This is a genomic window from Halobacillus litoralis, assembly GCF_009856355.1.
Classification (GTDB): Bacteria; Bacillota; Bacilli; order Bacillales; family Halobacillaceae; genus Halobacillus; species Halobacillus litoralis_B.
On record NZ_WMEW01000002.1, the window covers coordinates 415608 to 431387 of the forward strand.

12 protein-coding genes and 1 pseudogene are annotated in these 15780 nt (G+C 35.6%); 4 read left to right on the forward strand and 9 right to left on the reverse strand.

From position 1 onward, the window contains the following. Nucleotides 1-16: 16 nt before the first annotated feature. A complete protein-coding gene (gene gabT / locus GLV97_RS05945) occupies nt 17-1324 on the reverse strand; it encodes a 4-aminobutyrate--2-oxoglutarate transaminase (RefSeq protein ID WP_160889227.1) in 1308 nt (435 codons plus the stop codon). A 112-nt stretch (nt 1325-1436) separates the two neighbouring features. Here gabT and GLV97_RS05950 point away from each other — a divergent pair, with 112 nt between their 5' ends. Beyond that, a complete protein-coding gene (locus GLV97_RS05950) occupies nt 1437-2849 on the forward strand; it encodes an aminotransferase class I/II-fold pyridoxal phosphate-dependent enzyme (RefSeq protein WP_160889228.1) in 1413 nt (470 codons plus the stop codon). A gap of 533 nt (nt 2850-3382) precedes the next feature. Here GLV97_RS05950 and GLV97_RS05955 read toward each other — a convergent pair. From GLV97_RS05955 to GLV97_RS05985, 6 genes and pseudogenes are all read right to left on the reverse strand, one after another. After that, nucleotides 3383-3541 (reverse strand): annotated as a pseudogene (locus GLV97_RS05955) (IS3 family transposase); the annotation flags it as partial. A gap of 114 nt (nt 3542-3655) precedes the next feature. Beyond that, nucleotides 3656-4909 (reverse strand): hypothetical protein, encoded by a 1254-nt coding sequence (locus tag GLV97_RS05960; protein ID WP_160889229.1) that lies wholly within the window; start codon nt 4907-4909, stop codon nt 3656-3658. Nucleotides 4910-5619: 710 nt separating this feature from the next. After that, entirely contained in the window at nt 5620-6273 is a 654-nt protein-coding gene (locus tag GLV97_RS05970) for a DUF2971 domain-containing protein (protein WP_160889231.1), read from the reverse strand. A gap of 391 nt (nt 6274-6664) precedes the next feature. Further along, entirely contained in the window at nt 6665-7126 is a 462-nt protein-coding gene (locus GLV97_RS05975) for a hypothetical protein (protein WP_160889232.1), read from the reverse strand. 188 nt (nt 7127-7314) lie between these two features. Beyond that, nucleotides 7315-8271, reverse strand: coding sequence for a hypothetical protein (locus GLV97_RS05980; protein ID WP_160889233.1), 957 nt, complete (start codon nt 8269-8271; stop codon nt 7315-7317). A gap of 578 nt (nt 8272-8849) precedes the next feature. After that, the gene (locus GLV97_RS05985) at nt 8850-9695 is read right to left on the reverse strand and encodes a bacteriochlorophyll 4-vinyl reductase (RefSeq protein ID WP_160889234.1); all 846 of its coding nucleotides are present in this window, start codon (nt 9693-9695) and stop codon (nt 8850-8852) included. 545 nt (nt 9696-10240) lie between these two features. On the opposite strand from GLV97_RS05985, the gene GLV97_RS05990 reads away from it, so the two are divergent. The 3 genes from GLV97_RS05990 to GLV97_RS06000 all read left to right on the forward strand — a co-directional run bounded on the left by GLV97_RS05990 (nt 10241) and on the right by GLV97_RS06000 (nt 12613). Next, nucleotides 10241-11365: an HNH endonuclease gene (locus GLV97_RS05990; RefSeq protein WP_160889235.1), complete on the forward strand. Its 1125-nt coding sequence runs from the start codon at nt 10241-10243 to the stop codon at nt 11363-11365. A 53-nt stretch (nt 11366-11418) separates the two neighbouring features. Further along, nucleotides 11419-11811, forward strand: a complete 393-nt coding sequence (locus tag GLV97_RS05995; protein ID WP_160889236.1) for a (deoxy)nucleoside triphosphate pyrophosphohydrolase — start codon at nt 11419-11421, stop codon at nt 11809-11811. A 598-nt stretch (nt 11812-12409) separates the two neighbouring features. After that, nucleotides 12410-12613, forward strand: coding sequence for a hypothetical protein (locus tag GLV97_RS06000; RefSeq protein WP_160889237.1), 204 nt, complete (start codon nt 12410-12412; stop codon nt 12611-12613). Nucleotides 12614-12907: 294 nt separating this feature from the next. Here GLV97_RS06000 and GLV97_RS06005 read toward each other — a convergent pair whose 3' ends face one another. Then, nucleotides 12908-13390: a hypothetical protein gene (locus GLV97_RS06005; RefSeq protein ID WP_160889238.1), complete on the reverse strand. Its 483-nt coding sequence runs from the start codon at nt 13388-13390 to the stop codon at nt 12908-12910. A 238-nt stretch (nt 13391-13628) separates the two neighbouring features. Beyond that, nucleotides 13629-15770 (reverse strand): UvrD-helicase domain-containing protein, encoded by a 2142-nt coding sequence (locus tag GLV97_RS06010; protein WP_160889239.1) that lies wholly within the window; start codon nt 15768-15770, stop codon nt 13629-13631. Nucleotides 15771-15780 lie beyond the last annotated feature (10 nt).

Genomic DNA, 15780 nt, shown 5'->3' on the forward strand with positions numbered 1-15780 from the left:
CTCCTCCTCTCTTCGATTAGTCTGCCGCTTCGTCAAAAGCCTGTCCTAAAATCGTCATTCCTTCATTCAATTCCTCATCCGTGATTACAAGCGGTGTCAGAAAACGAACGACATTTCCTTTTACCCCAGCAGAAAGAAGCAGCAGTCCATTATTGTTGGCATAGGATGTGATTGCACCCGTTTTTGCTTTGTCCGGCTTCCCTTCCGCATCAACAATTTCTACAGCAACCATCGCGCCAAGTCTGCGGATATCGCCAAGATAATCGTGGCGGGCTTTCAACTCTTCTAATTTATCCTCCAGTGTAGCACCAATGTGTTCAGCTTTATCGCTTAGATTTTCCTCTTCCATAACCTCAATGACAGCAAGAGCTGCTTCACAGGCGACCGGATTCCCGGCATAGGTCCCACCAAGTTCCCCTGGAGAGGAAGCGTCCATGATTTCTGCTTTTCCGACTACCGCACTTAACGGCATACCTGCTGCAAGGGATTTCGACAGCGTCATTACATCCGGCTCAATATCGAAATGTTCACTTGCAAATAACCGTCCTGTTCGTGCAAAACCCGTCTGGATTTCATCAGCCACAAAAACAATGCCGTGCTCGCTACAGAAGTCTCTTACTTCCTGCACAAAGCGTTTTGGAGGAATAATGAAACCGCCTTCACCTTGGACCGGCTCCATTACGACACATGCTACCGTTTCCGGTGCGACCGCGGTGACGAAATACTCCTTAAAGCGCATGATACTGTAGTCAATATATTCCTCATCGGTCATCTGTTCGGGTTTATTGGCCATATAAGGATATGGAGCCTGGTAAATCTCCGGCGTATAAGGTCCGAAATTATATTTATAAGGCTTCACCTTGCTGGTCATACCCATCGTTAGATTCGTACGTCCGTGGAATGCGCGTTCAAAGGAAACAACAGCCTGTCGTTTCGTATATTTCCTGGCTACTTTGACCGCATTTTCTACAGCCTCGGCCCCTGAATTAAATAGCATAGCCATTTTATCGAATGAACCAGGCGTAATCGTGCACAACTTTTCAGCCAGATTGATGTAGCTGTCATACATAATCACATTAAAGCCTGGATGAAGGTAGCGGTCCGCCTGATTCTTGACGGCTTCCGTCACTTTTGGATGCGTATGCCCTACATTAAGCGTACCGATGGCTCCAGCAAAGTCAATCCATTCACGGCCTTCATTATCGAATACTCTTGCTCCTCTAGCATAGTCGGCTATATTGGTATTCCCATTCCCTATTCCTTTTGGTATGTATTTCTTTCTTTTCCTCTGCAAATCATCTTTATTCAATGTTTTATTGGTCATTGCTGATCCCTCCCCTGAATTTTATAGATAATTATGACAATTTTCTGGTACAATTAAAAGTACCAGATTTTAAATAATAATGGGACCAGATACATAGTAGGAGGAGCTATTTGTGTTTTTCCATATTGAAAAAGGAGCCGAACAACCTGCCATTTACAAACAGATTTATACGCACTTAAGAGACCTGATCCTCGACGACCGTCTCAGCAAAAAGAAGCTTCCATCGAAACGGAGACTGGCCCAGGATCTGGAGGTCAGTCTTAATTCCGTAGCCCACGCCTACGAGCAATTACTAGCGGAAGGTTATATATACAGTGCAGAACGCAAAGGGTATTTTGTAGAAGATATTACAAGTTACATTAAAAGAAACAAAGAAGACGTTCCTTTCCCAGAGGGTTTGAGAGAGGACTGTACTAAAGATGGATTTCATCCCAAGGTTACATTTTCTCATATTGCCACCGATGCGGAGCATTTCCCTTTTAAGAAATGGAGGAAGTACCAGCAGAAAGTCATGGAGCATCATCGAACCCAACTCGCCCTCCTTCCACATCCTCAAGGGCCATATGAACTCCGCGAATCAATCGCAACGATGATTGCTCTCACCAGGGGCGTTCGGTGCCGGCCCGAACAAATTGTCATCGGATCCGGAACCCAGCCACTAATTCATAAATTAATGTCTTTACAGGCAAAAGATACACAAGTGGCTGTCGAAAATCCTGGGTACCAGCGGTTTTATAATCTACTTAAAAATATGGGTTTCCCGGTAACTCCAGCGACTTTGGACCGACAGGGTATCTCAATTCAGGACCTTTTGGATAGCGATCCTCAATGGGTTTTTGTAACTCCCTCCCACCAGTTTCCTACTGGGACAATCATGCCTATAAATAGAAGAATAGAGCTTCTAAACTGGGCAGCCGAGTCTCCTGGTCGTTACATTGTGGAAGACGACTATGATAGTGAATTTAAATATGGAACGGACCATATCCCTTCCCTTCAGAGTCTCGACCAGAACCAGCAAGTCATCTATACCGGGACCTTTTCGAAAACTCTGCTTCCGAGCCTACGGATCAGCTATATGGTTCTGCCACCCGACTTGTTACAAAGCTACCGGAATGCTTTTGACTATTGGATTGACGGCCCTTCAGGACTCAACTTGTGGACCCTTAAATACTTCATTGATGAAGGGGAATACGGAAGGCACGTTAAGCGGATGAATGCCTATTATAAAGCGAAAAGAGCAGCGCTTATTCGGGAGCTGCGCCAGACGTTTCAAGACAAGATAACAATTCACAACATTCCTGCCGGCCTTCATTTTTTAGTGGATATTGAAACGTCTCTTTCTTATGTTGAGATTGAGGAACGGGCCAGAGAAAACAAAATCGTTCTATATACGATTCGCCGCTTTTTCTTACTGGATTATGAGATGACTGAGAAAGGGAAAAAGAAACTAGTTATTGGTTTTGCTAATATGGAAGATAACAAAATAAGGGAGTCTGTAAGGCGCTTATCTTCTCTTTTCTTCTAGCCGTATGAATTCATGAATCTACATCTTATGGATTATAACGTATTTGTAATAAATCATGAAAAAACTCTAACACAAGGCTTTTTATAGACATAAAAAATTTTCCATAAAAAAACCGAAACCTTTGAAAAGGTTTCGGTTTTTTTCATTTAGCGTCCCAGGAGAGATTCGAACTCCCGACCCACAGCTTAGAAGGTTGTTGGAGTGGGTATGATTGCACAAGATGAACTACTGCAGAACACCATTAAATCAACGTTCTTTATGATTAAGGTGGATATATCAAAATAAAAATAGGGCAATAATAATGAAATTCTACCCCATTTTCTGCCCCAAGTTGGATAACTTACATCGAGTTTCTTCATTATAATATTGTCTTTTCATGTCATTTATCCTCACACTTTATATATTGTTAGATAAGTAGAAAAGAGTGGAGCAAGGTTCAGACAAGGGTAGCTGATATATCACAAAATAAGAGGATAACAAAAAGCCCCACCTTTAAATGGAGTGACACAGTTAAATAAGACTTAATAAAACACCTAGGCATCCATTACTCTGAATTCTATTGGAGTATGGCAGTTTAGTTTTTTAAAAGGTCGACAATAATTATAATAATACATGTACGTTTCTACTTTTTCGCGTACTGTATGATTATCTAACTTCCCTCGATCTAGAGGGTTGAATTCTTCCGATTTTAACCTTTCAGTGTTGACTTTCTACATTCCGAAAGAGCCTCTCCTAGCTATAAATCCATAGAACTCACTATTCCACCATCAATTCCCTGTTAATGAATTAAATCTAGTAGACGGATATTAATCTTCATAAACATACCAAGAGCCTTTAATAAAATCTAAACTACCTTCTAATTCCATTTGTTTTCCCAACGCTCTTATATATTTAGGTATAACTCGCTTTATAAATATATCCTTTGGTATTTGCTTAACTGACACGGAATTTTGAATACCCATCGATATATAGTTTCTAATCTCTCTTTCAAATTGGTCCCATTCAGTTGCAGTTAAATAAATCCTAAAATTAACACTTACATCCTCTTCTTTATGTATTTTTAATGAAACACCATCACCTTGATGACTACTTAAAAAGTACTGAGTATCCAACATATTTTTAAATATATCTACTTTCTCTTCAAAACTATACTCACGAGATCCATAACTAGAGTTGGTTAATTTAAAGTAAGTTCTGATAAACTCTTCATTCTTTTTTCTACATTTCTTTGAGTATTCTACAGACGCTTCAATTCTCAGCTTTCTTAGTCTCTCTTGTGGAGTTAAGCTAGTTTTTTTATTAATTTCTTTGAGTAATTGAAGCTCTTCTTCCTCTTTAGAAAAAACTACTTTATAGTTGTCACTACTACCTGCAGACATTTTTAGTGACACCTCTTGAATTATAGCAAGAATCTCGTCATCATCCTGGGAACCTAAATTTTCGTCACTATTTAACGCTATCATTATAAGATCTTTTTTTTCTTTAGTAGATTTTATATGTTCAATAGTTTCATTATGACAGAAGGCTTTCACCCAGTTTTCTCCAAAGAAGTCAGCAACAATCTCTGGCATTGTCTTTAATTTTTCTTCTATTGAACCCTTATCAAACAGGCGCAATTTAATATCGTGTTTAGAAGATAGAATTTCCTTTTGTTTTTTTATCTCATCCATTCTTTTCCTTGAACTCAAACTTTCTGATGTACACAAGTAAAATTTATTAGTTTTTGGTGAGAATTCACCATCAATAAATTTTTCAACTGCATTTTTTATTTTAATGGGACTAAAATTTTTAACTCTTTTGCATTGATAAACATCGTATTTTTCTGCCATATCAGATTCTGCAAATAGGTCAATTCCCTCTTGACTCTCTCCTTCTTCACCGTAGAAATAACAAAATTCAACTTTCGAATCCTTTCTGACTAGCCGCAGACACAATCTTTCGAAATTTTTCCAAGTTAGTTTGTCTAGCGGTAATTCTTGTACTTTTGTCACTACGGGAATTTCAACATGTTCTGTAGCAGGATTTTCGGTTAACCACTCAGGAATTTGATTTAAAGTCATTGTGCTTATTCCTTTCTAAGAGCCTCATTTTACTATTTAGGAATTATTTTACTTAAGTAATAACTACATGATTGACTTTTTACTCTTTTTTCAATTTCATGAAGAATAATTTTACTGCATACTTAACTGGTACAACTTTCGGCAATATAGGCTTTAAACACTTATAAACGATATCCAGACATCACAAAACGGTGGTCACATCTACGTTGACGGGACTGCATTTTTAGTTGTAAACATTTTTTATGTTACGATCTAAGGAGATGGTAGAATATTTGTAAAGTAAATCCATAATGGAAATCACTTGCATGTTTCCACCAATTGAAATGTAGTAGTTGTTGGTCTGACCATCGTGCCTTTTATATAATTTATGGCCAACGAATCCTACTCTTCTCTTAATCTCTTCCAACATCTCCTTTGTTCCACAAATCTTCACTTGATAAGTGTTGGCTTTTGCGTAATAACTAAGTGACCCTTCTCCATCAAAGTAACCTCGGATGTAATGGAACTGTAGAGATTTAAGAATGTCAGGGAAAGTTAATTGAAATGTTTTATTTTCTCCTACACCGTGCTTTGCTAAAGAATTCTTTAATAGCTCACTTGTAATTAGGATACGTGAATAGGTGACAGTAGTATAAGACTTTTCAGAATAGTAGGATCTCTCCCCCATTTATGTTATCCAAGTTGATGTTGAGCCGTGCACGGGTGATTTTTTAATATAATAATTTCTCTAGTATTACTATGCCACCCAATTGATTGACAATTGAATGATTTATTTTATACATGAATTCTTGATACTGATATGTATTTCTTAGAAGAACCGTGATAGATGAATAATTAAATAATATATCACAAGGTACACGCCATTCTCGTTCATGAGTCCAATCCGTTATTTTTCCATTATGAATAAGTTCCCTTATATCAAAATCTACTATCCTCCAATACTCATTATCAGGTAAAAACTGTTTTGCCAATTCTGTTCTTTCATATATTACAGGTCGAACACCCATATCGGGAATAGGCTTAGCATCCATAACTAATTGAGAAACCTCCGACTTATGGAAGACTAATCCACATGCATCATATCTTAATTTTTGTACTGCCATTGATTCATATTCTTCCACATGAAGAATTGCATTCTCAGCAACTGAATAAAGGGGAACTTCTTGAAAGCATACCACTGGTTTATTACCAACTATATATCCCTTTGAGCTTGCTCTTAAAGTCCTTTCATTTAAGATTTTTATAAGAACGTCAGTAGAATTTAATCCATACTCTTCTTGTCTTCTAGTTAAATGTGTTAATAATCCTGTTAAATCTGTGCGGTTTCTATGTGTTTGTTTCCAATTTAAAGATTCGTAAGGCACCTCTACTCTCCTCCCATTAAAATAGAATATATCATTTAAATTTGAAAGCTGTTTCCTCGGAAGACTTTCCCAATAGTTCAATGGCCATGCCTTTAAATATTTTATATCGCTACTTGCTTCTACGACCAAGGAACACTAAAACGGTATGCCGCCCATACCCTTTTTGACAAGAATAGCTATCAATAGAAAATAAAACCCCTTATATAAAAGCCTTTTCACCTAACAAAGATACTTTTTTTATAAATATCACATGGATGAACATGAGTATTCTCCAGTCAAAATCCAGTCATTTAAACGGTTGCTTTCAAAACGTTTAGTTATATGAATCTCTACACTGCCAGTCACTATTACCACGCTTGATCAGTACCAATAGATTCCCACAGAAGTTAAATCAATTGTTGTTAACTAATACTTCCCTGTACCATTCATTAAATGGTTGCAAAAAACTTGGTTCTCTTATCCAATCATAGTTATCTAAATTAAATGTATGAATATAATGACCTGTTGTTCCAATATCAAATATTCCTCCTTCAATTCCCTGTTGTCTAATTATCAGCAATGGAATACCTATCATAAAAGCCATAGATGCTTCTATTTGATTCCAAGGGGTAGGTAATTGTTTATCTGTTATATTTTTCTCCTGTTGAGTGTTAGGCTTAGAAATCCCTTGATGTATTACTGTCTGAGGAAACCCTAAAATTACAGCTCCTGAACATTGTCTCATTAATTGCTCGACTGCTTTCATTGGAGAAACATTAGGAAAGTCTGTAGAACCTATCGTCCTTGCACGCAACCCTCTTTCAACTAATAACTTCTCGATTTTGTGAATCGTCTCCCTTTGATTTCCATCCACAGCATTAGGTCTACTAACAAAAACGTTAACCTTTAAAACCTCCTTGACTAACTAATCTCCAGCCGTTACTAATAAATACTGTTTATTATTTTATATAAGCGTTCAGCTAGCTAATATTCGATAATATCAGGGAATTTGATTCCGTTGAAAAGAGGGGATTTCAAACCGATGTTGACAATCTTTATGTGTTATACAAAAGTAGAAGTGTCTTTGACTTTTAAATCCAAATCAATCTGAGCCTTAAGAAATGCTAAGTCATTAACAAGGTTATTTTTTTCTGACTGGAAATGATGATAAAACAAAAGAAGTTGACCTATTACGCTTTTCTTTTTGAGCCACTTAACCAATGTATATAAACGTTTATATTCCTTCGATTTTTCCTCTATGTCATAAAATTGACTGCTCAAAAGGCTCAGATCGGAAATTATATCGTTAATTGTATGATCTTGGCTTACTAAACTAGATATGAAGTAATATTCTTTATCTTTGAAAAGGAAATAATTATACAAATAGCTATTATCAAAAACACCTATAAAAAACTCCCCCCGGTAGGAAATACACTTAGCTTCATAAATTTCATCAAGGCATAGATTAAATGCCTCTAATGATTTCTCAAACTTCAAGAAAGCAGACTTAAGCTTTACATAGTTACTGTACTTTTGCTGGTTAAATGTAAATATGTCGGTATTTGCTTTTATGTACGGGGTATCTGTTATTTTAGCAAAGATTGTTCTATGATTTCCCGCAGAGGCTGTATATATATTATCCTTGTCATAATAATTGAAAGAGATTGGGTTTTTCTTACGACATTCATCACTCACAAAGAAATCATAGTAAGATTGGAGATTTATACTATCTTTAAATTTCAGAAGACATCTATGCAATCTATCAGAAGATAAGTTTATTCCGTGCGGAGCAAAAGCTAATTCAAACCAAGATACAACATTTGGATTAACTCTATTGGTAGTTTTTATACGATCCACAGGTATTTTTTTTAATGTTCGTTCACCCTGCAAATCATAGTATATATTATATTCCGAAACATCCAATGTCTTTTCATTTTTCATTCTTGTTATATGAAAATCACGAACCCCCTTATCTAAAAGAAGGTTTTCTAACTTATTGGGCGTGCAAGCTGTTTCCACTTAATTAACCTCCCTCAACTAATGTCCTTTACATATCCCCTGTTTTATCCTTAAAGCCTATTTCACACGTGTTCAAAAATCCCAATAGCATATCCAAAAATTTAGCAAGAGCATTTAAAATAAATCAATTAAACTCAGGCATAATATACATATACCGACAAACTTATTTTGCAGAAGTACCAAGTTCAACAAATTTATGACTCCTCTCAGTACCAAAAGTAATAAACCCTTGATATTAAACAGTTTTAAGTGTTCTGATATTATGTCACCCATGGTTTCTTCTAAATAAATAGTTTATATTAACCTCCAAAATAATTGGAGATTAAAGCTTTCAATGAAATCAATTAAAATACATTGATTAATGAATCCTAAACAAATATGAGTAATAGTATGTCAGTCACTCATTACTAGTTGCATCAATATTCGTCTCTTAAAATGGTATAATGATACTTCCTAGAAAGTAAGTTTTTCATCTACTTTATCAGTAATCATCAGACACATATAGATTTAAATGTTATTTCCAGTTCATTTCATGAGAATTGACGTTGCATTTTGCCCTGTCGATGAAACCATTTATATCAATTATCTTCACCTTCATCCTCATCATCGTCCTCATTCTCTATTTCTTCAAAATCAACATCAATGATCTCAGGAAATTCTTTTTCTAGTTCATTAAATTCATTTTCTATATCATCTTCTGTAAGAATAAGAGCCTCAGATAAAGTAGAGGCGAGTCTTTTGCCCATTGGCCTCATCGTATAATAAGTTACCGAGCCAGATACAAGACCTCCTACTACTGGGATTGCTTTAGAAACCCCCTTGGCAAAAGAATCCTTAGTGATTTTCACACCAATGTAACCCGATATTTTCTTTATAATTGGATAATAGATTGTTTTGGTTAGTGCTTTTTGAGGCAGTTTTTTCAAAACCTGCTTTGACAATCCAGAAGAAATTAATTTGATACCCGAGGTAGATCCACCTACACCAAACATAACCCCTAGGTATAATATTAAATTATTCCTAGCTTTTTCAGTATCAAGATGATCTTCTAACCAAAGATCTTGGTGACCATATAAATAAGCTAATTCCTGAGATAATCTTAGAGCAATACCAAAGAACTGGACAATATCTGCCGGTATTGTTCCTACCATTGCAAAACCTCCGGGTAAGCCTGCTCCAAAAGATAAACTAGTACTAGTTAAAGTTCTTTTAAGTATGATTGAACTAGCAATATTATCAATTTCTTTTCTTTCAATACCTGCATCATATGGCCCGTTTTCAAGTATATTCACTAACTGGTTAGGATTTTTACGCTCAGCAAAAATATTTGTTAAGAATTCATCTCGAGAAACTTTCACCCCCGGTATTTGCAAAGCTGCACCTAAAATATTTTCAAAATTCCCTTTATTAATAATTTCCTCCAATTTTTTTCCTCCAACTATGTAAATTTGATTAATAAACTTTCTTTAAACTCTTCTAATCAAAATCTTTTAATTGAAAAAAGCTAAAAACCCTTCCTCTCAAGCTTTAAATTAACACGGTTCCAAATTTTCAATACTAAATTTCATGCTCTTAATCCTTACTGGTGCATAGCAACTATTTCGACAGAAAGGTGGAATTTCCTCCCAATATCTACGTCGGTTCATCAGCATGATGGAATACTTTCATTCCCCATCGCAAGTATTATGATGGCATCAGCATGTTACACCCACAGTGTATATCCATTAACAGGTTAGAAGGCTGTTGGAGTGGGTATGATTGCACACGATGAGTCCTAACCACACACACTATTAAATCAGTATTCCTTATGATTAAAGTCGATGTCTGCTTATATAAAGGGGGCAATAATAATGAAATTCTGCCCCAGAATGATTAACATGAATCGAGTTTCTTCATTAAAATATTGTCATATCCTATCACTTACACATACAATTTATGTAATGCTAGATAATAGATAGGAGAGAGAATCATGCCACAACAAAATAAATGGATAAAAGCAGTTATTACTGCCTTAAGTAACTTGGATGGTAAAGGATCACTAGATGAGATATATGAAGAGGTAAAAAACGGCAGTACAATAACATTGAATACATATACAGATTGGAAAGCACAAATTAGAAAAAACCTTTATCTACACTCAAGTGATTGTGAAATTTTTCGTGGCACTCCCGGTGATGATAATGACTTAATATACGCGACTGATGAAAAAGGATCAGGAAGATGGGGACTACGAAATTATAAGAAAAAGAAAAGCATTTATCCCTTTGTCACAGGACAAGTATATAAACGCTCTGACATTCATGATGAATTCGGAGGTAATAGACAGAGAGGAATATCAGCCTGCAGAAATCATCCATTGATATTTATCTTTTCTGGCAAATCTGGAGAAGATTACGGATATAAAGATGGCTGGCAAGATGCCAATACCTTTTTTTATACAGGTGAAGGACAATCTGGAGACCAAGTTTTTAAAGAGGGAAACAAAGCACTAGGAGAACATATTAAGAACGGGAAAGATGTTTATTTATTCGAGAAGACAGATTCAGCACCTTCTGGAATGTATGAATTTAAAGACCAACTTACTAACATTGGATATCATTATAATACAGGTAACGATAAAGAAGGAAATCACAGAAAGATGATTGTCTTTGAGTTTGAGACCACACAGAAAATAAATAATGATAGCAATAGCACAGAACCCACAATAGGCTCAAAAGATCTAAGTGACTTGCGTAACATAGCTCTAAAAAATGTAAATGACTACGAAAGTTTAACCTATCAACAACGCAAAACAATTATCCGTAAGAGAGCAGCAGCTATTAAAAAATATGCTCTAAAAAGGGCGAACGGAATTTGTGAAGCATGTAAAGAAGACGCTCCCTTTCAAACACAAGATGGAAGTCCATTTCTTGAAGTACATCACCTGCAAAGACTTTCGGATGGCGGCCCTGATCACCCTGAAAACGTAGCTGCGATCTGTCCTAATTGCCATCGTAAAGCTCATTATAGTAAAGATGCCAAAGAATTCAATAAGTATATTGTTGAATTAATCTCAGAGAAAGAAAATACTCTAACTAATAAAATAGGTAAATAAACTTTAAGATCTAAAAAATACATATTGTGTAGAGCTACTAGGAGGAAATAGTATTGAAGCCAATAATTAATGTTGTGGGAGCCGTTATTATGAGTAATGGTTATGTCCTTTGTGCTTTAAGAAGTGCAAATATGTCACTTGCTCTCCATTGGGAGTTTCCAGGAGGCAAAATTAAAGAAAACGAAACACCAGAGGAAGCACTGAAGAGAGAAATAAAAGAAGAACTTAATTGTGACATAGTTGTCCAGTCGAGAGTTGAAGAAACCACTAAGGAGAGTGACTCCAACATTATAAACCTTTCTACATATAAAGCTAAAATTATTGCTGGAGTCCCTGAGGCCATTAAACATGAAGAATTACGGTGGGTGAATATTATAGAACTTAGAAATCTTAAATGGGCATCTGCAGACATTCCGACGGTTAATCGTCTAATGTATGAAATGTGATATGTCATTTATAAATTGACCACTTTCCTTTTATCTTTATAAGGATAAACAGACAGAATTCCACTCTTTCTAAATGAACGAACTTTCATTCGGTTGTAGCAATAAGCAAGTACATGAGTTTTGCGGACTTCTATAACCCGAATTTTCTCCGCTCATGTTCCCCTTTCAATCGATATAAATCATTTCAAGGCTTTCTTTAGTACCTGTATCTTAACACGAACGTTTGTTATTTTTGTTATGTACAATATTACATCTTAATAAGAAGTAAACTGGAAAATGAAGGTCTAATAATAGAGAAATCAAGTATTTAGAAATGGCCATCTTTTACGATGATACAGCTACAAAGATAAAATGAACGAAAATTGGCTCGGCAAGTAAATACGAAACAGGCCTGTTCTTGTTGCTCAAGGGGATCCACTCAAGATATCGATGAATTTTATTGGGATACCCGCAAAATTTAGTGAAGAAGTGGAGGATTTCGAGCTTAAAACTGAAGAGTAACCATGCTTACATAAAATTCACAAAACAATTTTAGCAAAACATGACACCAAAGCCTCCTATCTAACGATTATAGAGTAAGGAGGCGAAGAACAAAGCAATGAAAAAGCTGGACAAGTGGCAAGAGGTTTTAGTTGAGCAGGATTTGACCGATGAATTGAAGCAGGTATTAAAAGAGATCCATATGTATTTAGGTGATCTGGATTATGAGATTAATCGATTGAAATTCAAAGCTCTTACTTGTGAGGGGTACTTAGAAGGTTTGGGGCAAGGAGATTTAATTACGGATGAGGACAAACACTAATTTAATAAACCTGGTTCCGTCAAATTCGACGCAACCAGGTGTGTTTTCAAACAAAGTCAAGTTATATTAGACTTTCTAAACAAATCACCAGCTTTTTCTATAAAAATTCATGTCGTTATTTGGTTTCATTGGATATGAGAAAACGGTATGCCGCCCATGGATTCACCTAGTTAAATAGTGTTAAATAAATACCGAAACACTTTCTGATTCAAGGTAATCTCAAGGTCAAGAACAAATTCTGGATTATTATAACGTAACCATAAATGCATTAAAGTATGTCATCAAGTATGTCAATTACACTAAGTTTAACCTTTTCAAAACGCTAAGCTGACTATTAGATGCTTCAACAATTACTGAATAATCCTTTTGAACCCAGATCTGTATAAGTTGCAATTTTTCTAGTGAACTTTTTACTTTTTGAACCCTTTGTCTAATTCTAGGTATATCCGGGTTAGCCATAGCTAAAATTGCATTTGAATGTTGTTCATTATCGTATTCCATGAGCTTACATACCTGCATATAAGTATGCGTTTTTATTTGATTAGTATCAAATACTAGTGTTTTTTCATGTTTGTTGGCTTGTGAACCTTTGGATTCCACAAAAATTGCCCACTCATCCTTTGATCCTCTCACATCTATTCCAGTTTTATTACCTGAGAGGTATTTCACATTTTCAAACCTTGCCTTTTTTAGAAAATTTGCTACAGCAATGTTTACTTCATCTTCATTCATAACAAATGGATCAGGGTTCAAAAGGTTAGAATTAGTTACAGGCATATAATGTCTCTCCCTCTATGTTTACTTTCATACCATTACAGCAAACACTATAAAAGGTCAATTACCATTCCTAAGTGGCTCTATATCTACACTCTCACTACTTGGTCGATATGCTTCCTCAATTATATATTTTACTTTTATCGAAACTGGCTTTATAAGGAATTATGGTTTTGTGTTGTTTAGTATATAACATCGCATAAGTTTCACATTGTGAATCTTTATTTATAAATACTTCTTTTTATAACACTTCACTTTTCTCTCCATAAGAAGTAACTACCAAGTAATCCCTTGCTCGGGTTGCAGCTACATATAGTAATGATTTTTCTCTCTGTAAAAGGTCACTTCTTGAGATTTCATCAGCAGCTTTCTTTAGAACATTTTCTGGAGGTATAACACCCTTATTTACAGATGCGATGATAATGTGAGAGAATTCTAGCCCTTTGACTCTATGCATAGTAGCAAGACGAATACCTTCACCTTGATTAGTCTTACTAGGATCTAAAATAGTAGATGCAATTCCAAGTTCATCAAATAATGGTTTATACACGTCTTTAATTAAGCTCTTTGATCTTGCAACTAAACAAAGATTTGACAGCTTAACATCATTAGAAATAGCATTATGGACAAAATCAGTAATAAACCTTAATTCATCATCTAGTTTATTAAAATGACGTAATTCAGGATCTAACCCATGTAATAATGACTTATACCCTTTTTGATCATCTAATCCTTCATCTAAATCATCATACGAGAGTCCATCAATTATAGAAACAGCCCACTTTCTAATTTGCTCTGTAGTTCGATAGTTAACTTTTAACCTTTTTGATCGTCTACCCAGCACATTTATTCCACTATGACTTAGTACTACTTTATTTTTATAGATACGTTGATGTGTATCCCCTACTATAAATAAGTCGTTTGGACCTTCGGGAATAATTGTACGAATTAGTTTAAAGTCTTCTTGGTGTAAATCTTGAGCCTCATCGACAATTGCAGCTTTATAGGGCACTACAAAATCGTTTTGTTCTACAATCATTCGGGCTTCTCGTACGATATCAACCCACTCTTTAATGTTATGCCTGTTTAAAAAGCTACGGTAGTCCTCAAAAACTTTCCATATCTGTTTACGTTGTAATCGAGATATTCGAGTACCTCTTCCAATTCTTTTTGCTCTTAAATATTCTTTTTCCGTTGAAATGCCTTTACGTTGAACAACATCTTCCCATTCTTCACGATAGAATGATTCATCAAAACCTAATTCTTCGGTTGATACAGCGATTTCCCATGCATGTTTCACCTGTTCTCTTATCTCATGCGAGGAAACAGTTTGAAAGTTTTCGTCATATCTCTTTAGAATACGACTGGCCAGACTGTGCACAGTCGTGACTATGATTCGTTTTCTTAAAGACTCTGGAACGATGGAATCTAATTGGTTTTTGATAACCTTTGCTAAGTTTGCAGTAAAAGTCAAAAAGATGATACTATCTGATGTGTTTGTAAACACTTCTTCGACTAAGAATTTCGCCCTGTGCATTGCTGCAACTGTTTTCCCAGTTCCAGCTCCCCCCAAAACGCGAACGGGGCCTTTATTATTGTTTTTTACAATTTTCTCTTGTGTTGGATGAAGAAATACTCTCCATTTTTCCAACGGTGCATTCAACATATCGAGCAAATCCTCATTAGAAGTTACCGTTGCAAACCTTCTCTTTGTATCTGGATTATCTAATGCCTTTTCAAAATCATCGGGATCAATTTCTTCGTTGTCAGGTTCTCTTCCTAGTTCAACTAATATTTCTTCAAAACTAAATCCCGCAGCGAGGGAGAGCAAACCTTCATATGCTTCGTCTGGTAAATGTTTTCTAATCTGTTCTAACTCTTCTTCATTTTCTAATCTCCTAATAGAAGGCAATAATAATCTTGGAACACCTAATTTTTGAAGTTGTTTATCTGTATAATCATCGAATAATAAATACTCCTGTTTATCTTCTTTATTACTTTCTTCTACTTCATCAACAACTTCATTTTCAACTTGTTCTTTCTCAATAATTTCAGTATCAATTATTTGTAATCCACCAGTTTCACTATTGATTTCAAACACTTTATTTTTTGCCCATCGCATGGCTTCATCATGATGATCTACCCAAACAAGAAGGTACACATCTCCCTTGGGGGGATGAATTACTACAGCACGGTAACTTAATCCTATTCGAACCGTCCTAACTTTTTTATCTTTGACGTCATTAATAGGTTCATAGTTAATACTAGATTGCGTAGGATCCTTTCTAAATTTCTCAGTGAATTCCCGAACTTTCTTTTGTTCTGACTTTGGTATATTAGACATTGATTTTAAAAATTCAGCACCAATAGCTATTTTAGGCAATTACTCCTCC